The sequence below is a fragment of the Cobetia sp. MMG027 genome (assembly GCF_027947415.1).
Lineage (GTDB): Bacteria > Pseudomonadota > Gammaproteobacteria > Pseudomonadales > Halomonadaceae > Cobetia > Cobetia marina.
This window is the reverse complement of record NZ_JAQJIO010000010.1, coordinates 141,925-163,035: the sequence shown is the minus strand read 5'-3', so window position 1 is coordinate 163,035 and position 21,111 is coordinate 141,925. Positions and strand designations below refer to the sequence as shown.

19 protein-coding genes and 3 tRNA genes are annotated in these 21,111 nt (G+C 62.4%); 9 read left to right on the top strand and 13 right to left on the bottom strand.

Annotated elements, in window-relative coordinates; genetic code table 11:
- Positions 1-90: 90 nt before the first annotated feature.
- Together PJK54_RS14725 and PJK54_RS14720 are read left to right on the top strand one after the other, a co-directional pair.
- Positions 91-615 (top strand): acyl-CoA thioesterase, encoded by a 525-nt coding sequence (locus tag PJK54_RS14725; RefSeq protein ID WP_077378016.1) that lies wholly within the window; start codon positions 91-93, stop codon positions 613-615.
- 93 nt (positions 616-708) lie between these two features.
- Positions 709-1,845: a bifunctional transcriptional activator/DNA repair enzyme AdaA gene (locus PJK54_RS14720; protein ID WP_271303238.1), complete on the top strand. Its 1,137-nt coding sequence runs from the start codon at positions 709-711 to the stop codon at positions 1,843-1,845.
- Between the two features lie 20 nt (positions 1,846-1,865).
- On the opposite strand, the gene PJK54_RS14715 is transcribed toward PJK54_RS14720, so the two are convergent.
- Complete coding sequence (locus PJK54_RS14715) at positions 1,866-3,317, bottom strand: aminotransferase-like domain-containing protein (protein ID WP_271303237.1); 1,452 nt, start codon at positions 3,315-3,317, stop codon at positions 1,866-1,868.
- Between the two features lie 157 nt (positions 3,318-3,474).
- Between PJK54_RS14715 and PJK54_RS14710 the strand changes: the two genes are divergently transcribed.
- The 6 genes from PJK54_RS14710 to PJK54_RS14685 all read left to right on the top strand — a co-directional run bounded on the left by PJK54_RS14710 (position 3,475) and on the right by PJK54_RS14685 (position 7,521).
- Entirely contained in the window at positions 3,475-4,077 is a 603-nt protein-coding gene (locus tag PJK54_RS14710) for a LysE family translocator (protein ID WP_077378007.1), read from the top strand.
- A gap of 131 nt (positions 4,078-4,208) precedes the next feature.
- The gene (locus PJK54_RS14705) at positions 4,209-4,814 is read left to right on the top strand and encodes a glutathione S-transferase family protein (RefSeq protein ID WP_077378004.1); all 606 of its coding nucleotides are present in this window, start codon (positions 4,209-4,211) and stop codon (positions 4,812-4,814) included.
- Between the two features lie 60 nt (positions 4,815-4,874).
- On the top strand, positions 4,875-5,318 hold the full coding sequence (locus PJK54_RS14700; RefSeq protein WP_205632723.1) for a GNAT family N-acetyltransferase: 444 nt from the start codon (positions 4,875-4,877) through the stop codon (positions 5,316-5,318).
- Positions 5,319-5,366: 48 nt separating this feature from the next.
- Positions 5,367-5,771 carry a DoxX family protein gene (locus tag PJK54_RS14695; protein WP_077378001.1) on the top strand — a complete coding sequence of 135 codons (405 nt, stop codon included), beginning with the start codon at positions 5,367-5,369 and terminating at the stop codon, positions 5,769-5,771.
- On the top strand, positions 5,771-6,355 hold the full coding sequence (locus PJK54_RS14690; RefSeq protein WP_084207848.1) for a DNA-3-methyladenine glycosylase I: 585 nt from the start codon (positions 5,771-5,773) through the stop codon (positions 6,353-6,355). The genes PJK54_RS14695 and PJK54_RS14690 overlap by 1 nt, the downstream gene beginning before the upstream one ends.
- Positions 6,356-6,405: 50 nt before the next feature.
- Positions 6,406-7,521, top strand: a complete 1,116-nt coding sequence (locus tag PJK54_RS14685) for a metal-dependent hydrolase (protein WP_271303236.1) — start codon at positions 6,406-6,408, stop codon at positions 7,519-7,521.
- A gap of 85 nt (positions 7,522-7,606) precedes the next feature.
- On the opposite strand, the gene PJK54_RS14680 is transcribed toward PJK54_RS14685, so the two are convergent.
- The 3 genes from PJK54_RS14680 to PJK54_RS14670 all read right to left on the bottom strand — a co-directional run bounded on the left by PJK54_RS14680 (position 7,607) and on the right by PJK54_RS14670 (position 11,297).
- Complete coding sequence (locus tag PJK54_RS14680; RefSeq protein WP_077377992.1) at positions 7,607-8,926, bottom strand: sodium ion-translocating decarboxylase subunit beta; 1,320 nt, start codon at positions 8,924-8,926, stop codon at positions 7,607-7,609.
- 70 nt (positions 8,927-8,996) lie between these two features.
- Positions 8,997-10,826, bottom strand: a complete 1,830-nt coding sequence (gene oadA / locus PJK54_RS14675) for a sodium-extruding oxaloacetate decarboxylase subunit alpha (RefSeq protein ID WP_077377989.1) — start codon at positions 10,824-10,826, stop codon at positions 8,997-8,999.
- 204 nt (positions 10,827-11,030) lie between these two features.
- A complete protein-coding gene (locus PJK54_RS14670; RefSeq protein ID WP_084207845.1) occupies positions 11,031-11,297 on the bottom strand; it encodes an OadG family protein in 267 nt (88 codons plus the stop codon).
- A gap of 254 nt (positions 11,298-11,551) precedes the next feature.
- Here PJK54_RS14670 and PJK54_RS14665 point away from each other — a divergent pair, with 254 nt between their 5' ends.
- Positions 11,552-12,574 carry a tRNA dihydrouridine synthase gene (locus PJK54_RS14665; RefSeq protein ID WP_271303259.1) on the top strand — a complete coding sequence of 341 codons (1,023 nt, stop codon included), beginning with the start codon at positions 11,552-11,554 and terminating at the stop codon, positions 12,572-12,574.
- A gap of 207 nt (positions 12,575-12,781) precedes the next feature.
- Here the strand turns inward: PJK54_RS14665 and PJK54_RS14660 are convergent.
- The 9 genes from PJK54_RS14660 to PJK54_RS14620 all read right to left on the bottom strand — a co-directional run bounded on the left by PJK54_RS14660 (position 12,782) and on the right by PJK54_RS14620 (position 20,997).
- A tRNA-Arg gene (locus PJK54_RS14660) sits at positions 12,782-12,858 on the bottom strand.
- Positions 12,859-12,951: 93 nt separating this feature from the next.
- A tRNA-Arg gene (locus tag PJK54_RS14655) sits at positions 12,952-13,028 on the bottom strand.
- A 22-nt stretch (positions 13,029-13,050) separates the two neighbouring features.
- Positions 13,051-13,143 (bottom strand) — tRNA-Ser (locus tag PJK54_RS14650).
- A gap of 490 nt (positions 13,144-13,633) precedes the next feature.
- The gene (csrA, locus tag PJK54_RS14645) at positions 13,634-13,825 is read right to left on the bottom strand and encodes a carbon storage regulator CsrA (protein WP_043332937.1); all 192 of its coding nucleotides are present in this window, start codon (positions 13,823-13,825) and stop codon (positions 13,634-13,636) included.
- A 362-nt stretch (positions 13,826-14,187) separates the two neighbouring features.
- The gene (locus PJK54_RS14640) at positions 14,188-15,435 is read right to left on the bottom strand and encodes an aspartate kinase (RefSeq protein WP_077377982.1); all 1,248 of its coding nucleotides are present in this window, start codon (positions 15,433-15,435) and stop codon (positions 14,188-14,190) included.
- Between the two features lie 109 nt (positions 15,436-15,544).
- Positions 15,545-18,148 (bottom strand): alanine--tRNA ligase, encoded by a 2,604-nt coding sequence (gene alaS / locus PJK54_RS14635; RefSeq protein WP_084207844.1) that lies wholly within the window; start codon positions 18,146-18,148, stop codon positions 15,545-15,547.
- A 248-nt stretch (positions 18,149-18,396) separates the two neighbouring features.
- Entirely contained in the window at positions 18,397-19,035 is a 639-nt protein-coding gene (locus PJK54_RS14630; RefSeq protein ID WP_271303235.1) for a regulatory protein RecX, read from the bottom strand.
- A 147-nt stretch (positions 19,036-19,182) separates the two neighbouring features.
- A complete protein-coding gene (gene recA, locus PJK54_RS14625; RefSeq protein WP_077377977.1) occupies positions 19,183-20,244 on the bottom strand; it encodes a recombinase RecA in 1,062 nt (353 codons plus the stop codon).
- Positions 20,245-20,475: 231 nt separating this feature from the next.
- The gene (locus tag PJK54_RS14620) at positions 20,476-20,997 is read right to left on the bottom strand and encodes a CinA family protein (RefSeq protein ID WP_271303234.1); all 522 of its coding nucleotides are present in this window, start codon (positions 20,995-20,997) and stop codon (positions 20,476-20,478) included.
- Between the last annotated feature and the right edge of the window lie 114 nt (positions 20,998-21,111).

The window sequence follows — 21,111 nt, the reverse complement described above, 5'->3', positions numbered from 1 at the left end:
TGTCAGGGACAAGAATCATCCCGCTCCGATACCCGTCCCCAGGGTCACTCGAGCCTTTCTGACCCTGACTCGCTCATCAAGGATTCCTGCATGAATGACACCCAGCCTGATCAGGCCACCCTCAATGACGCCCTCCCCGGTCAGCACCAGTTGATCATGACCGAGTTGATGACACCGGACATGGCCAACTTCAGCGGCAAGGTGCACGGTGGCGCCATTCTCAAGAAGCTGGATGAAGTCGCCTACGCCTGTGCCAGCCGCTACAGCGGCAGCTACGTCGTCACTCTGTCGGTGGACCAGGTGCGCTTCAAGCAGCCGATTCACGTCGGCGAGCTGGTGACCTTCCTGGCCTCCGTCAATCATGTCGGCCGCTCCTCGATGGAAATCGGCATCAAGGTCGTCGCCGAGTCCATCCAGGGTCGCCTGATTCGTCATACCAACAGCTGCTACCTGACCATGGTCGCGGTGGATCCGGACGGCAATCCGGTTCCGGTGCCGCCACTGAACCTGGAAACCCAGGAGCAGAAACTGCGCTTCCATAAGGCCGCGATTCGCAAGAAGCTGCGCAAGCAGGCCGAGGAAGAGGAAAAGCGCCAGGAATCGATGGAATTCTGAGACACCGATCTCGAAAGCCAGTGCAAGATGCGGAGTGCGAGGTAGTCGCCACGTGGCGATACTGGGCGGAACTCCGTCACCGCGAGACGAACGATGACTCCTTCACGAGCGGCACAAGACGCCATCTGGCAACGCCTGCTGGCTCGCCAGTCGATTGCCGGTGAGTCATTGCGCTATGGCGTGATCACCACCGGCATCTTCTGCCGTATCGGCTGTCCCTCACCGCCTCCACGGCGTGACAATGTCAGGTTCTTCCCTGACACCCGCGCCGCGCATGCAGCCGGGCTGCGTGCGTGCCGTCGCTGTCACCCAGAGACGGATTCATCCTCGGACAACCGCGATATCCCCGACATGCCACACTGGCTCATCGCCGTCTGTCGGCAACTGGAAGCCGCCGTCGCCGAGAGCCGGCCGACACCGTCACTGAGCCGTCTGGCCATCCTCACGGGCCTTGGCAGCTCTCACCTTCAGCGCCGCTTCAAGGCCTGGCTCGGCCTGTCGCCCAGCGACTATGCCAGCGGACTGCGCCAGCTGCGCTTTCATGATCTGCTCGAACAAGGGCGCGGTGTCACCGACGCCATCCTCACGGCAGGCTATCGCTCCACCAGCCGTGCCCATGCACGCGCCGGCGGCATGACGCCCAGCGCTCGTTCGAAAGGAGGCAGTGGCGAGACACTATTGGCGATGCACTGGCCATGCAGTTTCGGTATGCCCGAGCATCACTGCTGGCTGAGCGCCGCGCTCAGTGAACGTGGAGTGGTGGCCATCCAGCTGACGGATAGCCGTGATGCTGGGCAGAGTGCTCTGGAAGCTCGTCTGCCAGAGGCTGACTGGCAACAGGTGACACCCGACGACGAGGCAGGGCAATCACTGCATGCAATGCTCGGTGCGCGCCTGCTGGCACTCTGCGAGACTCCACAGACGAGCCAGGCGCTCTTCATCGAGCTGCCGCTGGATGTCCGCGGTACCGCATTTCAGCTGCGTGTCTGGCAGCAACTGAATACCACCCTGAGCGGCGAGACCCTGACCTACCGGCAACTGGCTGAAGCTCTGGGGCGACCCACTGCCAGCCGCGCCGTCGCCAATGCCTGCGGCGCCAACCCCCTCGCCCTGCTGACGCCCTGCCACCGTGTGGTGCGTGGCGATGGTGGTCTCGGTGGCTATCGCTGGGGAGTGGAACTCAAGCAGGCAAGGCTGGCTCAGGAGGCCGAATCCTCCGACAGATCATGAGGCCCGCCAGCGCACAGCGGCTAGAGCGTCGTGCAACGCAACGGCGGCGGGGCATGCAGCACCTCACGGACGATCTCCAGGGCCCGCGTCAGGACCTCACGACTCTCGGCGGCACTCAGGCACAGCCGCAATGCCTGTGGTGGAGGTTCATTGCCGACACAGAAAGGCTCGGCACTGGTGACATGTACCCCGCGCCGAGCCAATGACTCGACCACAGCCTGGCTACGCTGCCCTTCGGGTAGCACCAGCCACAGATCGAACGATGAAGGCCGCGAAGAGAGCGTCCACTCCCCCAGCAGAGTACGTGCCAGTCGCTGGCGCGCCCGCATCTCCTCCACCTGCCAGTCCACCAGTTGTGTCGCATTGCCACTGGTCAGCCAGGCGCAGACCGTTTCCATCAACAGCGGTGCCACCATCCAGCTGTGACTGCGCAGCACCGCGCCAATCCGGGACAGCACTTCCACCGGGGCGCGCAATACGCCCAGACGCAGACCGCCAGCCAGCAGTTTGGAGGTACTGAAGACATACAGGGTGCGCTCAGGAGCCATCTGATAGAGCCGCGTGCCGCACTCCTCGTTGGGCAGATATTGCACCCCATCTTCCAGAATCCAGAAGTCATGATGGCGCGCGAGGGCGACCAGGGCCTCGCGCCGTGCATGAGACAACTGCGCCGCGCCCGGATTGTTCTGCTCGGCCATCACGTAGACCATCCTGGGCACCTGCTGGCGACACAGCCGCGCCAGAGCCTCGACATCCATGCCCTCCTCATCCAGCGGTACTCGCAGCAGCTTCAGGCCCCGCTCAGCACTCGCGGCGATCAGTCCGGGGTAGGTCAGCGCTCCCGTGACCACCGCCTCTCCGGGGGCCAGCAAGGCCGACAGCGCGAGAGTAATGCCATTCTGCCCTCCCTGCGTCAGCATCAGCTCCTCGGGGTCGACCGGCATGCCGAGCTCGCTCATCCAGCTCGCCAGCAATTGGCGATGACTGCCCACCCCGAATTCATTCTGGTATTCGACACTCCGCACCAATGCCTCGGGGGAGTGGCTGATCGCGGTCAGCGCCGCCGCCATCCCCTGCTGCCGCGCCGGATGCGGCGGTGGCAGGCTCATGGTGAGATCCATCACACCAGAGGATGCCGAAAGGGAGTCATCCGACTCCGCCGCGATCCCGAATGATGGCCTGGCATGCAAGGCATGTCCGAAGCGCCTGTCGGGCACAGGCCCCGCGCTGACCGGCGCATTGACGTAGGTTCCGCTCCCCACACGCGCCCTGACCAACCCATGTCGCTCGGCCTCGGCATAGCCGCGTGTCACGGTACCGATCGTCACGCCCAGCGCATCCGCAAGTCGGCGTTGCGGCGGCAGTCGCTCATCCTCCTTGAGCAGGCCTGAGGCGATATCGAGGCGGATGGCCTCCGCCAGCGCACGATAGCGCGGCAGGGTGGGATCAAGTGTCGGAGTCCATATTGTCATGGTGACAAAAAACCTGTTGACGGTAATTGTCATCAGATTATGCTCAAAACATGGCACCAACAAGCCATAAAATGCTGGAACGTGCCGACATCCATCACAATTGCACCCATACAATAATGCGGCATCACGCCAACGCCCCACACGCTGAAGGACACCCATGGAATCCCTCGCCTTTCTTGCCCCAGCCACGCTCTACATGCTGTCGATGACCCTGACACCGGGGCCCAACAACGTCATGCTGACGGCTTCCGGAGCCAATCATGGCTATTGGCGCACCCTGCCGCATATCTTCGGCATCATGATCGGCTGCCTGGTGCTGTTCATCGGCATCGCGCTGGGACTGGGACTGGTCTTCGAGCGCTACCCCATCGTGCAGACACTGCTCAAGGTGTTGGGGAGTGGCTATCTGCTCTATCTGGCCTGGAAGATTGCCATGGCCCCACCACCCGACCTGTCGAGCCGACAGGATGCACGGCCGATGAGCTTTCTGGCAGCCGCGCTATTCCAGTTCGCCAACCCCAAGGCCTGGGTCATGGGTATCGCGCTGATGGCGGGCTTTCTCCCGGAAGACGGGCCGGTGTGGCTCAACGCGATCCTGCTGGCGAGCTTCGCGGAACTGGTGGCGCTGCCCTGCATCTCCCTGTGGGCAGGCTTCGGCACCGCCATCGGGCGTCTGCTGAATACCGATCGCGCCTGGAGGATCTTCAACCGCGTGATGGGGGCACTGACGGCCTCCTGCGTCATCTTCATCCTGGGCTGATCGTCGCTGGCCTGCGAGGGACGGCAGCACATCACGGATATCGAACACTGTTCGCATCACCACTGTTTTCCCTCGCGATGTTCGCTAGACTGTCAGGACGCTTTTTACACGCCTGCACAGGATGCTCCTCCATGCTGACGCTCTATGGTGATCGCCGCTCCGGTAACTGCTACAAGGTCGAGCTGCTGCTGCACCTTCTCGAACGCCATCACCATTACATCGAAGTCGACATTCTGGCCGGCGATACTCGCACGCCGGAATTCCTGACCCGCAACGTCAATGGCAAGATCCCGCTGCTGGAGCTGCATCGCGGTGAGACACTGTCAGAGTCCAACGCCATCCTGAACTACCTCGCCGATGGCAGCGATTATCTGCCGAGTGACCCCTTCCTGCGTGCCAAGGTGCTGCAGTGGCAGTTCTTCGAGCAATACAGCCATGAGCCCTACATCGCCACTGCCCGCTTCATCAATCGCTACCTCGGCCTGCCCGAGGAACGCCGTGACGAGTACGCCGCCAAGCAGGAGGGCGGCAAGCGTGCCCTGCGGGTGATGGAGCACCATCTCGCCGAACATGACTGGCTGGTAGGGGATCAGTTCACGATCGCCGACATTTCCCTTTATGCTTATACGCATGTCGCTGATGAAGGCGGTTTCGCGCTGGATGATTATCCTGCCATACAGGCGTGGCTGGCACGTGTCGCGGCGCGCCCGGGCCATTTCGATATCCCGCGCGACTGATATCCTCTCCAGCTGGCAGCCCCAGCGACCACCGGCTCACCTTCCATGACAGGCTCGTCGATGCTACCCGTCACCTATCGCCCCATGACACCCGCCGACCACTCGGCCTTCATGCACATGATGGAGGCCACCCCGGGGGTGGTGATCCGCAAGGCGGATGAGTATGCCGCCGTCGAGCGCTATCTGATCCGCAACCCCGGCATGAGCCACTTGGCCTTCTCCGGCGTGCGGCTGGTGGGATGTGCCATGTCCGGGCATGATGGCAAGCGCGGCTACCTGCAACATGTGATGACGGCCCCGGACATGCGAGGCCAGGGGATCGCGAGAACATTGGTCGAGCGCTGCCTGGACGCCCTGGCACAGGAAGGCATCGACAAGGTGCACCTGGATACCCTGCATGACAATCATGAGGCCCACCGCTTCTGGGAGCGTCTGGGCTGGGCGAATCGCAATGCCGAGATCGTGCGCTTCTCGCGCCTGCTGGTGGACGACCCCAACGCCTGACCTCTCTCGCTGATTTCCCGCAACCCTCGCTGAGCAAGGAGCTCTGACGTGCAATTTCTCGAAAATGATGACCTCGGCAAGTTGATCCTGCGCCTGACTCTGGGACTGCTGTTGCTGTTCCATGGCCTCTCGAAACTGCTCGGTGATGGCGGCACGTTGAGCTGGATCGCCGGCGAGCTGGAGAAGATGGGGATACCAGGCGTGGTGGCCTATGGGGTCTACATCGGCGAGATCATTGCGCCCATCATGCTCATCCTCGGCGTGCACGCCCGCATCGCCGGCCTGATCGTCGTCGCCAACATGCTGTTCGCCATTGCGGTGGCTCACATGGGGCAGCTGCTGAGCCTGTCATCGTCCGGTGGCTGGGCATTGGAACTGCAAGGCTTCTTCCTCGCCAGCGCACTGGCCGTCGTCTTTCTCGGCAGTGGCCGCTTCGCGGTGCAGGAGGACTGATGGCCGACGTCGTCACTGCCAGCACCTATTGCGAGAATGCTCCCCAGCACCCGATTCATGGTCCCTATCATGATCACGAATACGGCTTCCCGGTCAGCGATGACCGGGTACTGTTCGAGCGTTTCGTGCTGGAGATCAACCAGGCCGGCCTCTCCTGGCTGACGGTACTCAAGAAGCGCGAGGCCTTTCGCGAGGCCTACGAGAATTACGATATCGCGCGTATCGCCGCCTATGGAGATGAAGAGCGCGCGCGCCTGTTGAGCGATGCCGGCATCATCCGCAACCGCCTCAAGGTCAATGCCGTGATCCACAACGCGGGCGTGGTACTGCAGATGAAGGACTCGCACGGCAGCTTTCTCCAATGGCTGGATGCCCATCATCCGCAACCCTTGTCCGCCTGGGTCAAGCTGTTCAAGAAGACCTTCCGCTTCACTGGTCCCGAGATCGTCAACGAGCTGCTGATGAGCTGCGGCTATCTGCCGGGCTGTCATCGTGACGACTGTCCGGTACAGGCTCGCGTGCTGGACGCCGGCCCGCGCTGGGCCGAGCCGGGTGCCCTGGAGGCGATCCATGCGGATGCCTGACACCAGCTCGTCCTCTTCACTCCCCCTTCCCTCTCGCAGGTAGCCCGCCGATGGACTCCCTTACCCAGATCTGCCTCGGAGCCGCCGTGGGCGGTGCCGTCATGGCGCCCGCCATCCGACACTTGCCCGTCGAAAGACGCGGCGCTGCCATCCGTTATGCATTGCTCGGTGGAGCGGCACTCGGCACCCTGCCCGATCTCGACGTGATGATCGATTACGGCGACGCCGTCGCCAATTACACCCATCATCGCGGCTTCAGCCATTCCCTGCCGGTGCTGGGGCTGCTGGGCATTCTGCTCGGCTGGTTGCTCGCCCATCTTCCACGCCTGGCACCATTGGGGCGTGGCCGCCTGATCGCCTACTGCCTGCTGTGCCTGATCACGCACCCGCTGCTGGATGCCTTCACTACCTATGGCACCCAGCTGCTGTGGCCATGGCCAAGCCGACCGGTGAGCCTGGCCAGCATCTTCATCATCGACCCGCTCTACACCCTGCCGCTGCTGATCACCGGCCTGTGGGTCGCCATACGCGGCCACGCAGGACGATTGCTGGCCACTGGCCTGATGCTCTCGAGCCTCTATCTCGGCTGGGGGCTGGCCGCCAAGAGCTGGGTGGAACATCGCATGGCGCCGGTATTGGCCAGTCAGGGGTTCGCGGACGCCCCTCGCATGGTGCAGCCCACGCCCTTCAACAGCCTGCTATGGCGGGTCAGCGTGGTCACGCCACTGGCGGATCACGAGTGGATGGTCGGCGTCTTCGATTCCGACGAGCAACTGATGGCACTGGCGCGACGGGATTTCCCGCGCCAGCCAGCGCTGGATGCCGAGGTCGGGAAGCTTGAGGATGGACAGCGTCTGCGCTGGTTCGCCGCGCCCTACTTGCGGGCAACCCGCGAGCGGACATCAGAGGGTGAGACGCTGCTGGCGGTGACCGACACCCGCCTGGGCTCGCCCGGCTATCACCCCTTCCGTTTCGCGCTGGCCCGCCAGACCAGCACACGTGAATGGCATTCTCTGGACGACAGCCAGCGACTGCCCAGTCAGCGTGTCGATCGCACTGCCTTGCTGAGCCTCTGGCAAGCCATCCATGACCCGGCATCCCGCATGCAGCCAGGCCAGCGCACCGTCTCTGCCACGCCCTCCAGCCCCTCGGCCGAGACAAGATAAAGCGCCGCTGATGAAGGCCCGAGAGACGACAACGCCCGCCATGGAAGCCATGGCGGGCGTTATCGTATCAGTACTGCGGACAGGATCAGCCGAGGTACTTGATCATCACCCCAGCGGCCACCGCCGAGCCGATCACACCGGCCACGTTCGGCCCCATCGCATGCATCAGCAGGAAGTTGTGCGGGTTGTACTCAAGCCCGACCTTGTTGGAGACACGTGCCGCCATCGGTACCGCCGAGACACCGGCCGACCCGATCAGCGGATTGATCGGCGTCTTCGAGACCTTGTTCATCAGCTTGGCCATCAAGACACCGCAGGCCGTGCCGATGCCGAAGGCGACCACGCCGAGGGCCAGAATGCCCAGCGTCTCCACCGCCAGAAACTTGTCGGCCTGCAGCTTGGAGCCCACCGACAGTCCCAGGAAGATGGTAGTGATGTTGATCAGCGCGTTCTGGGCGGTATCCGACAGACGCTCCACCACACCGCACTCGCGCATCAGGTTACCGAAGCAGAACATGCCCAGCAGCGGTGCGGCGTCCGGCAGCAGCATCGCCACCATGATCAACAGCACCAGCGGGAACAGGATCTTCTCGGTCTTGGAGACCGGACGCAGCTGCGTCATCACCAGGCTGCGTTCCTTGGCGGTGGTCAGCGCGCGCATGATCGGCGGCTGGATCATCGGCACCAGTGCCATGTAGGAGTAGGACGCCACGGCGATCGCCCCCAGCAGCTCCGGTGCCAGCAGACTGGCGACGTAGATGGAGGTCGGGCCGTCCGCACCGCCGATGATGCCGATGGCCGCCGATTGCTGCAGGCTGAAGTCCATCAGCCCCATCGAGGTCAACGCCACCGCGCCCAGCAGCGTCGCGAAGATGCCGAACTGCGCCGCCGCCCCGAGGAACAGGGTCTTGGGGTTGGCCAGCAACGGACCGAAATCCGTCATCGCCCCAACGCCCATGAAGATCACCAACGGCGCGATGCCGGAAGCGATCGCCACGCTGTAGAAGCTGTACAGCATGCCGTTGGAGAAGCCACCATCCAGCGCCATGTTGCTGGCCTGCTGCTTGAGCACTGCGGGAATCTCGCCATGCAGTGCCTGCTCCACCGCGTGGCGCGCCTCATCCAGCGGCAGGCTGGCGATGTTGACGTTGAGCAGATTGGCCATCGAAGCCAGCAGCTCCGGCTTGCCGAGATGCGCCGCCTGCTCGGCAGCAGACAGCGCCAGTCCGGCTTCCGGAATGTTGGCCAGAATGCCGCCGAAGCCGATCGGTACCAGCAGCAGGGGTTCGAAGTTCTTGCGGATCGCCAGATAAAGCAGGCCAAGGCCGATGACGATCATCGCCAGCTGGCCGAAGCTCATGTTGTAAAGCCCCGAGCCGTGCCAGAGGTTGAGTATCTTGTCCATGTCGTGTCGCCTTGCAGAGGAGCATCACCGACCGGCCCGTCGTACATGCCGACGGGCCGGACACACCGGCTCAGAGGGTGATCAGAACGTCGCCGACACTGACACTGTCGCCTTCCTTGACCTTCACCGCAGAGACGGTACCGGCCTGGTGGGCACGGATCTCGGTCTCCATCTTCATGGCCTCGAGAATGATCACGACATCTCCTTCCGCCACGCTGTCACCGACGGCGACATTGACCTTGAAGATGTTGCCCGCCAACGGCGCATTCACCGGCTCACCGGAGGCGGCCTGGGCGGCAGGTGCCGCGGCTGCCGGAGCCGATGCCGCAGGCTCGCTGGCCTGCACCTGGGTGATGTCTCCGCCTTCGGCAACCTCGACGACATACTGCTTGCCGTTGACGTTCAGGGTGTAGGTCTGCGGGCCGCTCGACGCGCCTTGAGCACTGACGGCCGGAGCACCAGAGACCGGCGCTGCGGCGGCCTTGGATGCCTTGTCATCGACAGCCTGCGGGGCGGGCTCGAAGGCATCCGGGTTGCCACGGTTGCGCAGGAACTTGAGGCCGATCTGCGGGAAGAGTGCATAGGTCAGCACGTCATCGGTCTCGCGTTCGCCGCTCTCCAGCGCGATACCTTCCTCCCTGGCCTTGCCCTTGAGCTCCTCACGCAGACGCTCCATCTCCGGCGTCAGGTTGTCTGCCGGGCGGCAGGTGATCGGCTCGGCGCCTTCCAGCACGCGGGACTGAAGTTCGCTGTCGAAGGGTGCCGGCGCCGCGCCATATTCCCCCTTGAGCAACGCCTGCACTTCCTTGGAGATCGACTTGTAGCGCTCACCCATCATCACGTTCATCACCGACTGGGTGCCGACGATCTGTGAGGTCGGGGTCACCAGCGGGATATAGCCCAGGTCCTTGCGTACGCGCGGAATCTCGGCGAGCACGTCATCCAGCTTGTCACCGGCGCCCTGCTCCTTGAGCTGGCCTTCCATGTTGGTGAGCATGCCACCCGGCACCTGGGCAACCAGAATGCGCGAGTCGATACCGCGCAGACTGCCCTCGAATGCCGCGTATTTCTTGCGCACTTCGCGGAAGTAGGCCGCGATATCCTCGAGCTTCTCGAGGTCCAGTCCGGTATCGCGCTCGGTGCCTGCCAGCATCGCGACGACCGATTCGGTCGGGCTGTGGCCGTAGGTCATCGACATCGAGGAAATGGAGGTGTCGACGTTGTCGATGCCCGCCTCGATGGCCTTGAGAGCCGTGGCGGTGGAAAGCCCGGTGGTGGCATGGCACTGCATGTGGATCGGGATCGACAGGCTCGCCTTGAGGCGCGAGACCAGCTCGAAGGCGGTATACGGCGTCAGCAGGCCAGCCATGTCCTTGATCGCCAGCGACTGGGCCCCCATGGACTCGATCTTCTGCGCCAGCTCCACCCACATCTCCAGCGTGTGCACGGGGCTCACGGTGTAGGAGATGGTGCCCTGGGCATGCTTGCCCTGATCCAGCACCGCCTTGAGCGGACGCTCGAGGTTGCGCGGGTCATTCATCGCGTCGAAGACACGGAAGACATCGACACCGCTGGTCGCGGCACGCTTGACGAAGGCATCCACCACGTCATCGGCGTAATGACGATAGCCGAGCAGGTTCTGGGCGCGCAGCAGCATCTGCTGCTGAGTCTTGGGCATCGCTTCCTTCAAGGCACGAATGCGCGCCCAGGGGTCTTCGCCCAGGTAGCGGATGCAGGCGTCGAAGGTCGCGCCGCCCCAGCTCTCCAGCGACCAGAAGCCGATGTCGTCCAGCTTGGCGGCGATCGGCAGCATGTCATCGAGGCGCATGCGCGTGGCCAGCAATGACTGATGCGCGTCGCGCAGTACCACATCCGTGATGCCCAGCGGTTGCTTGTCCATGAGTGATCCCTTGTTCTTTATAATGTGGATATCGGGTTCTGCCGTGGTGGCAGGCTTGCCTTTCACCGCGCCTGCCACACAGAATATTGCACTCGAGAGGTGGTCTCCCCACCGGACGGCTCATGATAGAATCGCCGCTTTCTCGCTGCGGTGTCGCTCCGGCGCTCCGAGAGTACCAGCAGCACCGACGACTTCCGCGACATCTCAGTGCTTGTGATGATCCTGGCGAAAGCGGTGAATCGCCGCCGCCATGACAGCCGTCAGTTCGCTGTCATCCTCTGCTGCAGGTGCCGCCGAGACAGGCGCGCGCGTCGTGCGCGGTGCAGCCGGTAGCGGCGCGGGCGCAAAACGGTCCACCAGCTTGGCCATCGCCATCATGGCGACTACCAGCAGACTTAGAAACACGAACACGAACCCCATCCCGAACACCATCAGGTTCAAGCCTTCACCGAGCAGATCATTCTCTTGCATGCCAGTGTCCTCGAGTCATTCTCGTCATCGCGCCAATCAGGGTGCGGCATGAGCGATGATTGCCCATGCCTTCGATGATGCTCGACACGTCCAAGCGTTCACGCCGTTGCGTCGCTGGCCACTGTCGACACCCCATGCAGCGGCATTCAGTGCTTGTTGATCGCTTTAAAGTGCCTGATTCCACGGCAATTGCAATGACACCATCGTTGACCCCACAAGCCCTCGCGCGGGCTGGCCGCATCGGCATCGCGCCGATGGAAGGCGTGATTGATGACATCACGCGCGAATGTCTCACCGGCCTTGGCGGCTATGACTGGTGTGTGACGGAATTCGTGCGCGTGACGCATGTCAAGCTACCGCCTCGCGTCTTCAAGCGTATCTGCCCGGAGCTGCTGGAAGCCTCCCCGACACGGACGGCACGCACACGACACGACACACCGGTCGCATTGCAGCTGTTGGGTGCCGACCCCGAGGCGCTGGGCATCAACGCTCGCGTCGCGGCACGCCTGGGGGCACCCAGCGTCGACATCAACTTCGGCTGCCCGGCCAAGACCGTCAACCGTCACGACGGAGGCGCAGCCCTGCTGCGCTCGCCGGACCGCGTCTTTCGTGCGGTGGAGGGCGTGCGCAATGCCCTCAAGGGCACCGGGGTACCCGTCACGGCCAAGATTCGCCTCGGCTTCAACGACCGTCGCCTGGCACTGGCATGCGCTCAGGCAGCCCAGGCCGGGGGCGCCACGCAGCTGGTCGTGCATGGGCGCACCAAACAGGAAGGCTATCGTCCGCCAGCGCACTGGGAATGGATCGGCAAGATCACGTCCGAGCTCTCCATTCCGGTCGTTGCCAATGGGGACATCTGGGACATGCCCTGCTACTGGCGGGCTCGCTCACTGTCCGGCTGTCGCGATGTGATGCTGGGGCGTGCCGCCCTGGCCGACCCCTTCCTCGCGGCGCGCATCAAGCACTGGCAGATGACCGGGGAGTTGCTGCCCGAGACGGACTGGACGCAGCGTGCACAGGTGCTGCTCTCCCACGCCGAACGCTGCGCCCATCTGCCTGACAAGGTGATGGTGCCGCTGCTCAAGCAGTGGATGAACATGATGCGCCAGAGCGGCAACGAGGAAGCGGAACGTCGCTTCCAGGCCATCAAGCGCCACAAGGGGCGCGCCGAATTCTTCACCGGTCTGGTTGCAGGTACCTCGCTGGCATTGGCGCCGAGTCTGTTGACATCGGTGACCCGCATGCCGGAATCCACCGACTTGCCCGCCCTCGCCTGATCCGCCCGAAACAAAAAAAGGCGCCCCTCGCGAAAAGGGCGCCCTAGCGATCGTCCGCCCGAAGGCGTGACATCACAGTCAAGGAAAACGGGGAACTGTCAGACATGACATGAAGGCAAGGATCGAGGCCATGCCGACTGAGATCGCAGATGCCTGACTTTTCTTCAGACGAAGAAAAACCCGCTTCAGTGAAGCGGGTTTTTCAATTGGCGCGCCCTGGAGGATTCGAACCTCCGACCGCCTGATTCGTAGTCAGGTACTCTATCCAGCTGAGCTAAGGGCGCATAAACCTTGAAATCTGTGGCCTGAGCATTTCAAATGTCTTCAGGACTTGACTTGCGAGTGTTGTGTCTTTCCAACACTGTCTTGCATTGCAGTGGCGCGCCCTGGAGGATTCGAACCTCCGACCGCCTGATTCGTAGTCAGGTACTCTATCCAGCTGAGCTAAGGGCGCATCTTACTGCATTTGTACCTAATGGCGGAGAGAGAGGGATTCGAACCCTCGATAGGGCTATAAACCCTATACTCCCTTAGCAGGGGAGCGCCTTCAGCCACTCGGCCACCTCTCCTCATCAGGTACGGCGCATATCTTACTCATTTGATTGGGCTTTGTCCAGCCCCTGTGTCGATTTTTTGGCTTCGATGCTGAACATCTCATCACCACTCGACGACAGGCTCGAGGCTGCGCGCCCCCAAGCAATCTCCCCGCATGAACCAGAACATGACGATGGCTAGCCTGTCGTCGCGTCTCGTTCGAGGGAGCGGGAATAATACCCAAGAAGAAGTCGTCTGTCTCCCCCTTTCCAGGAAAAAAGTGAATTTTTTCCTTATGGAACACTGACTTGACGCTCAGCCGCCCATTCAGCTCTGCCTGATGCCTCCGACGCATGCATCTGAGCCTGAACGGATCGAGTCACTCAGGCCGCCAGGACCGGGCAACGCCCAGACCGCACAGACCATATGCCAGAAACACGAACGCCAACCAGGTGGACAGCGTGGTTGGCGTTCGTGTGGTGCTCTCGAGAGTATCCGGAGCCATCTGGTGGGCATGACATGCCATCAGGCGATGGCATCACCATTGTCTTCCTTCTCGCGCTGGATACGCTGATAGATCTCTTCACGATGGACGGCGACGTCCTTGGGTGCGTTGACACCGATTCGCACCTGATTTCCCTTCACACCGAGCACGGTGACGGTGATGTCATCACCAATCATCAGCGTTTCACCTACTCTACGGGTCAGGATGAGCATGACTGATCTCCTTGTCAGTAATTCATACAGCCGGGACGGCAACAGGATTCGAAGTCAGCGACCGGCAGGGACGAGCCGGCCACCGAGGTGCATGAGGCTTGGAGATTATGCGTCATGCATGCTCCGACGGCCAACACCACCCCTTCATATCAACTGAATGACTCGTTGAATGAAAGCACCCGACACACCGGCTCTCCCCCAGAAGGTGCGATCGCCAATGTATCGGGTGCATGAGGCAGGGCCCCTGGCGCTCCTTGCCGGGCCTCACTTCCATGCAGTGCAGTCCCTGGCGGAAGGACGAGCCACCCACGGGTGGCAAGTCACTTCATCTGAGCACCATTGTGCTGATCATTCAATGCAAATCAGGCAGTCTCGTCGCTGACGGCTTCCGCATCCAGGCCGAAGGCGGTGTGCAGTGCACGCACGGCCAGCTCCATGAACTTCTCGTCGATCAGAACGGAGATCTTGATCTCGGACGTGGACACCATGCGGATGTTGATGCCCTCTTCCGCCAGCACGCGGAACATCTTGGAGGCGACACCGGCATGGGAACGCATGCCGACACCGACCAGCGAGACCTTGGCGATATTGTCATCGCCTCTGAGCTCACCACCGCCGACGGACGGAATGACCGTCTCGTTGAGGATGCGTTGGGTCGCCTTGAAGTCGCTCTTGGCCACCGTGAAGGAGAAGTCGGTCGTATTGCCGTCCGGGGAGACGTTCTGGACGATCATGTCGATCTCGATGTTGGAATCGGCGATCGGGCCCAGAATCTTGGAGGCGACACCCGGAATGTCCGGCGTGTTGAGCAGGGTCAGTTTGGCTTCGTTGACATTGAAGGCAATGCCGGAGATCAGCGGTTCTTCCATGTTGTCTTCTTCCTCAGCGACGATCAGGGTACCCGGGCCATCCTCGAAGGAAGACAGCACACGCAGGGGAACATTGTACTTGCCGGCGAATTCCACCGAACGGATCTGCAGGATCTTGGAGCCAAGGCTCGCCATTTCCAGCATTTCCTCGACGGTCACCGTTTCCAGACGACGTGCCTTGGAGCACACACGTGGATCAGTGGTGTAGACACCATCGACATCGGTATAGATCTGACACTCGTCCGCCTTGAGGGCTGCCGCCAGGGCGACGCCGGTGGTATCGGAGCCACCGCGCCCCAGTGTCGTGATATTGCCTTCATCATCGACCCCCTGGAAGCCAGCGACTACCACGACCTTGCCAGCATCGAGGTCTTCGCGCAGGTCATCGGTGTCGATGCGCTGGATACGCGCCTTGGTGTGCGCGCTATCGGTACGAATGCCTACCTGAGCGCCGGTATAGGAGGTCGCGTCGACACCGATCTTCTGCAGTGCCATGGCCAGCAGGGAGATGGTCACCTGCTCACCGGTAGAGACCAGCATGTCCATTTCGCGCGGCGTCGGGTCATCGTTGATCTCGCTGGCGAGACCGATCAGTCGGTTCGTCTCGCCACTCATGGCTGAGACGACCACGACAACCTGATGGCCTTCGTCGCGGAATCGCTTGACCTTCTCGGCGACGGCCTTGATCCGCTCCACCGAGCCGACCGAAGTGCCTCCGAACTTCTGAACGTATAGCGCCATGTGCGTTTCCGTTATCCGTGTCCGTTTGCGTTGTCCCCACATGAGACTCATGCGGGCCCAAAAAGAGGCCGGGTCTCCTCACGAGAAGCCCGGCCTTCATCTTGTCTTCTTACCCCAGCTGGGCGTCTACCCAGGCTGGCACGCCGGCCAGTGCCCCGGGAAGCGATGCGGCATCACTGCCACCGGCCTGCGCCATGTCAGCACGACCACCGCCCTTGCCACCGACCTGCTCAGCCACGTGACGCACCAGATCACCCGCCTTGATGCGCGAGGTCAGATCATCGGTGACGCCCGCAATCAGGCTGACCTTGTCACCATCCGCGACGCCAAGCACCAGAATGCCGGAACCCAGCTTGGATTTCAGGTCATCCATCAGGCCACGCAACTCCTTGCCGGAGACGCCTTCGACCTGCTTGGCCAGCACCTTGAGCCCCTGGACATCCGCGATGTCGCTCAGCATGTCACTGGCAGAGGCGGACGCCAGCTTGGCCTTCAGACGCTCAAGCTCCTTCTCGAGACCGCGGTTGCGCTCAAGCAGACTGGTGACACGCTCCTCGACCTGCTCCGGCTTGGCCTTGAGGCGCTCACCCAGACGAGTCAGGGTCGCTTCCTGCGCCAGCAGGAAATCACGTGCCGCACGGCCAGTGATGGCTTCGATGCGGCGCACGCCGGAGGCGATGCCAGTCTCGGCGATGATGTGCATCTGACCGATATCACCACTGCGCTTGACGTGAGTCCCGCCACACAGCTCGATGGAGAAGGCATCCTGACCGATGGTCAGCACGCGGACCTGCTCACCATACTTGGCATCGAAGAGTGCCGCCGCGCCGCGCGCCTTGGCTTCATCGAGAGTCATGAACTCGATGGTGGTCTCGGCGTTGGCGAGAATCTGCGCATTGACGATGCGCTCGACTTCGGAGAGCTGTTCTGCGGTCATCGCCTCAAAGTGACTGAAGTCGAAGCGCAGGCGCTCGGCCGTCACCAGCGAGCCCTTCTGCTGGACGTGCTCACCCAGCACCTGGCGCAGCGCTTCATGCAGCAGGTGCGTGGCGGAGTGGTTGCGCACGGAGGCAGCACGCAGATCTGCATCGACCTGCGGACGCACCGCGTCGCCCACCGCGAGCGAACCTTCGATCAGCACACCGTGATGCAGATGATGTCCGGCCTGCTTCTGGGTATCACTGACCTGGAAACGGCCGCCCTCCAGATGCAGATAACCGGTATCGCCCGCCTGACCACCGGACTCGCCATAGAACGGCGTGGTATCGAGTACCACGATGCCCTTGGTATCGGCCTCGAGACGCTCGAGCGTATTGCCTTCGCTGTCGAACAGCGCGGTGACGGTCGCCTCACCCTCGAGGTGATCATAGCCGGTGAATTGCGTCTCGCCTTCCAGCGTCAGGTTGGCGGAATAGTCGCCCCCGAAATTGCTGGCAGCACGCGCGCGTTCACGCTGAGCTTCCAGCGCGGCCTCGAAACCGGCCTCATCGAGGATCAGTTCGCGCTCGCGGCAGATGTCGGCGGTCAGGTCGTAGGGGAAGCCGTAGGTATCGTAGAGCTTGAAGATGGTTTCGCCGTCGAGGGTATTGCCATCCAGCTCGGCGATGGCCTCCTCGAGCAGCTTCATGCCGTGCTCCAGCGTACGCGCGAACTGCTCCTCTTCCTTGAGCAGCACACGCTCGATCTGCTCACGCGCAGAGCGCAGTTCCGGATAGGCATCGCCCATCTCAGCATCCAGCGCCGCGACCAGCTTGTAGAAGAAGCTGCCGCGCGCGCCCAGCTTGTGACCGTGACGCACGGCACGGCGGATGATGCGACGCAGCACGTAGCCACGCCCTTCGTTGGACGGCAGCACGCCATCGGCGATCAGGAAGGCACACGAACGGATGTGATCCGCCACCACGCGCAGCGAGGGAGTGGTGATGTTGTCATGACCGATGATCTCGGCCGCCGCCGCCAGCAGATTCTGGAACAGGTCGATCTCGTAGTTGGAGTGCACGCCCTGCATCACGGCCGCGACGCGCTCCAGGCCCATGCCGGTATCGATGGACGGCTTGGGCAGCGGGTTCAGCGTGCCTTCGGCATCACGATCGAACTGCATGAAGACCAGGTTCCAGATCTCGATGTAGCGATCGCCATCTTCGTCCGGGCTGCCCGGCGGGCCACCGGCGACGTCTTCACCGTGATCATAGAAGATCTCGGAAGACGGGCCACAGGGGCCGGTGTCGCCCATCTGCCAGAAATTGTCCTCGTCGAGACGCGAGAAGCGGTTCTGATCGATGCCGACCTCGTTGAACCAGATGTCACGGGCTTCGTCATCGCTGACGTGCACGGTGACCCACAGCTTCTCCTTCGGCAGGCCCAGCTCTTCGGTCAGGAACTTCCAGGCGAACTGGATGGCTTCGCGCTTGAAGTAGTCACCGAAGCTGAAGTTGCCCAGCATCTCGAAGAAGGTGTGGTGACGTGCGGTGTAACCGACGTTGTCCAGGTCATTGTGCTTGCCGCCGGCGCGCACGCAGCGCTGTGCCGAGGTGGCACGGCTGTAGCCACGCGGATCACGGCCCAGGAAGACATCCTTGAAGGGCACCATGCCGGCGTTGGTGAACAGCAGGGTCGGGTCGTTGTTCGGCACCAGAGAACTGGTGGGAACGATGGTATGCCCCTGCTTCTCGAAATAGGTCAGGAAGGCGTTTCTGATTTCTGCGCTTTTCATAGAGGTTCCGTAGCGATGTGCGTAAAGACGCTCCGGGGGTCTTCTTCTGCATGACTTCCGCATGGTTTCTGCATGTTCATCCATGTGGGAATGCATGGAGGTGCAATGAAAAGCATGAAAGAAGGCGCCTGCCCCGTGCCGTCGCAAGACGACCTAGTATAACGCCTGTTCGCGCAAGCTAAAGGGGGGGAAATGGCTTGAGTGACCGGTTTGCGCGTTCCGAGCCATTGCCCGGGCAATGGCTGGCCTCACGCCTCGTCTTCCGTCCAGGCGGACTCCATGGCGTAGCGCAACTGCTCGTATTCGAAGCCGCGCTGGAGCAGGAAGCGCTCTCGGCGCGCACGCTCCTTGTGACCCTCGCCCGCTGAGGAAAAGCGCCTTGCCAACGTCTCGCGCGCCAGCTCGAAGAAGTCCACCGCATCAACATGTCCGAAGGCATCAGGCACCGGATCACAGGCAGCACGCATCACGGCACCTGACGTCTCGTTGTCGATGCCACGCTGGCGCAACTCCTGCTGGATGCGCCTGGGGCCCTGCCCCCTCAGCACCCGTGTCCGCAGGAAGCTGGCGGCGAAGCGCTCATCGGATTGCAGGCCTTCCTCGACCAGACGCTCCAGCACTTCCTCGATCAGCAGCTCGACCTCATCACGACTCAAGCGCGTCTCGGCGCCCTCCTCGCCACTCGCGGACTGCTCCGCCAGCGCATCATCGCTGACGGTCTGCAGGTAGTCGCGCTCCTTGAGATAGTCGTGCAGCTCGCGACGGCTGTGCTCGCGGCGTGCCAGACGTGCGATGGCGTCATTGCGGGCACGCCGTTGCGGCGTCATCGCGCCGACATCGAGGGGCTGATAGTCTGGCCCGGCGGTCTCTCTTTCCTCATCGTGCATGTTGGCGCTCCTTTCTGGAGAGGCACCCGAGATGGCGAAATCCCCGGTGCAAAACGCACAGCGCCCGCCACCGAAAACGGGGCGGGCGCTGCAGATCACTGAAAGGCGCTGAAATCAGCGCTCAATGAACACGTTCTCGAGCAGGTCTCAATCGAGATCCAGATCATCTTCATTTTCGGCGACCACTTCTTCCTTGGCCTCTTCCTTGGTTTCCGGAGAAGCCAGCAGCTGGGCGCGAATCTGGCTCTCGATCTCTTCCATGATCGCGGGGTTGTCCTCCAGATACTGGGCGGAGTTGGCCTTGCCCTGACCGATCTTGCTGCCCTGGTAGCTGTACCAGGCACCTGCCTTGCCGACCAGACCACACTGCACGCCCAGATCAATGACCTCACCGGCGTGGTAGATGCCCTTGCCGTAGAGAATCTGGAACTCGGCCTGGCGGAACGGCGGCGCGACCTTGTTCTTCACGACCTTGACGCGAGTCTCGTTACCGGTGACTTCATCGCCGGACTTCACGGAGCCGGTACGACGGATGTCGAGACGGACACTCGAGTAGAACTTCAGCGCGTTACCACCGGTGGTGGTTTCCGGGCTACCGAACATCACCCCGATCTTCATGCGGATCTGGTTGATGAACACTACCATGCAGTTGGCATTCTTGATGTGACCCGTCACCTTGCGCAGCGCCTGGGACATCAGACGCGCCTGCAGGCCGACGTGGGAGTCACCCATCTCACCCTCGATCTCGGCACGCGGCGTCAGGGCTGCCACGGAATCGACGATGATGACGTCGACACCACCGGAACGCACCAGCATGTCGACGATCTCGAGTGCCTGCTCACCGGTATCCGGCTGGGAGACCAGCATCTCGTCCAGATTGACGCCCAGCTTCTCGGCGTAGGACGGATCCAGCGCGTGCTCGGCATCGATGAAGGCACACACCTTGCCCTGCTTCTGGGCCTGGGCGATGACCGAGAGCGTCAGTGTCGTCTTGCCCGAGGATTCCGGACCGTAGATCTCGACCACTCGACCGAAAGGCAGGCCACCGATGCCGAGCGCGATATCCAGGCCCAGAGACCCGGTGGATACCGACGGGATGGCCACACGCGGGGCATCGCCCATGCGCATGACGGCGCCCTTGCCGAACTGGCGCTCAATCTGGGACAGCGCCGCGTTCAGCGCCTTGGTACGATTGTCGTCCTGTGCCATGTGGCCTCCTGTCGAACGGCGGCGCCGCATGGGCAACCACCTGAAATAGGAAATTCTCAAGCTTCGGGTGATGCAGAGACTGTCAGCCTAGCGGCTGGGCTGTCATGGCAAAACCCTGTATACATGGACAGTATGATGCCGCATGTTTCATCGTTCTGCCAGTCCGGTGATGCGCTTTTTCAGGCAGTAGTCTCAACGCAGAGGGTTGCATGCGTCTCGAGCCTCACCAGTTCAGCCCTGCCAGGCTTCCACGCATTCGATCAAGCCTTGCAATGCCACCCTCACGGCGGCGTCGCGCACGGCCTGCCGGTCTCCCGGAAAGTGGAAACACCGCGCCTGCTGTCGCGCCTCACTGCCCCATGCCAGCCACACCGTCCCCACGGGCTTTTCTTCACTGCCGCCTCCCGGACCCGCCACCCCACTGATTGCCACCCCCAGTTCGGCACCGCTGTCACGACACGCCCCCCTGACCATCTCGCGCACGACGGCCTCGGAGACTGCCCCGAAGTCCGCGAGCGATGCTTCGCTGACGCCGAGCAGACGCCGCTTGGCCGCATTCGAGTACGTCACATAGCCCGCCTCGAAATAGCCGGAGCTACCGGAAATCGCCGTGATCGCGGCACTCACGCCACCCCCGGTGCATGACTCTGCAGCAGTGATCTGGACTCCGCGCGCCAATGCCAGCGCCTGCAGCTGCTCGGCCAGTGCATTCGCATCCGGTGCCTCGGACGTCGTATCCGTCAATCGGGCCATGAACGAACTCCTTTCTAGAAGTGGTCTGAGGAAAAGGGAAGCGAGCAGGAGGCATCACAGGCATTGGAGCCGGCCGCGCCAGTCCGTAGAATATCGCGCATCCCGCATGCCGTG

Bases quoted from the DNA above. Each gene is read 5' to 3' on its own strand.
- recA (WP_077377977.1), bottom strand. From the start codon at position 20,244: ATGGCACAGGACGACAATCGTACCAAGGCGCTGAACGCGGCGCTGTCC.
- PJK54_RS14685 (WP_271303236.1), top strand. From the start codon at position 6,406: ATGGACTCCCTTACCCAGATCTGCCTCGGAGCCGCCGTGGGCGGTGCC.
- csrA (WP_043332937.1), bottom strand. From the start codon at position 13,825: ATGCTCATCCTGACCCGTAGAGTAGGTGAAACGCTGATGATTGGTGAT.
- PJK54_RS14700 (WP_205632723.1), top strand. From the start codon at position 4,875: ATGCTACCCGTCACCTATCGCCCCATGACACCCGCCGACCACTCGGCC.
- PJK54_RS14640 (WP_077377982.1), bottom strand. From the start codon at position 15,435: ATGGCGCTATACGTTCAGAAGTTCGGAGGCACTTCGGTCGGCTCGGTG.
- PJK54_RS14620 (WP_271303234.1), bottom strand. From the start codon at position 20,997: ATGGCCCGATTGACGGATACGACGTCCGAGGCACCGGATGCGAATGCA.
- PJK54_RS14720 (WP_271303238.1), top strand. From the start codon at position 709: ATGACTCCTTCACGAGCGGCACAAGACGCCATCTGGCAACGCCTGCTG.
- PJK54_RS14705 (WP_077378004.1), top strand. From the start codon at position 4,209: ATGCTGACGCTCTATGGTGATCGCCGCTCCGGTAACTGCTACAAGGTC.
- PJK54_RS14670 (WP_084207845.1), bottom strand. From the start codon at position 11,297: ATGCAAGAGAATGATCTGCTCGGTGAAGGCTTGAACCTGATGGTGTTC.
- PJK54_RS14710 (WP_077378007.1), top strand. From the start codon at position 3,475: ATGGAATCCCTCGCCTTTCTTGCCCCAGCCACGCTCTACATGCTGTCG.
- oadA (WP_077377989.1), bottom strand. From the start codon at position 10,826: ATGGACAAGCAACCGCTGGGCATCACGGATGTGGTACTGCGCGACGCG.
- PJK54_RS14690 (WP_084207848.1), top strand. From the start codon at position 5,771: ATGGCCGACGTCGTCACTGCCAGCACCTATTGCGAGAATGCTCCCCAG.
- alaS (WP_084207844.1), bottom strand. From the start codon at position 18,148: ATGAAAAGCGCAGAAATCAGAAACGCCTTCCTGACCTATTTCGAGAAG.
- PJK54_RS14630 (WP_271303235.1), bottom strand. From the start codon at position 19,035: ATGCACGATGAGGAAAGAGAGACCGCCGGGCCAGACTATCAGCCCCTC.
- PJK54_RS14665 (WP_271303259.1), top strand. From the start codon at position 11,552: ATGGAAGGCGTGATTGATGACATCACGCGCGAATGTCTCACCGGCCTT.
- PJK54_RS14715 (WP_271303237.1), bottom strand. From the start codon at position 3,317: ATGACAATATGGACTCCGACACTTGATCCCACCCTGCCGCGCTATCGT.
- PJK54_RS14725 (WP_077378016.1), top strand. From the start codon at position 91: ATGAATGACACCCAGCCTGATCAGGCCACCCTCAATGACGCCCTCCCC.
- PJK54_RS14680 (WP_077377992.1), bottom strand. From the start codon at position 8,926: ATGGACAAGATACTCAACCTCTGGCACGGCTCGGGGCTTTACAACATG.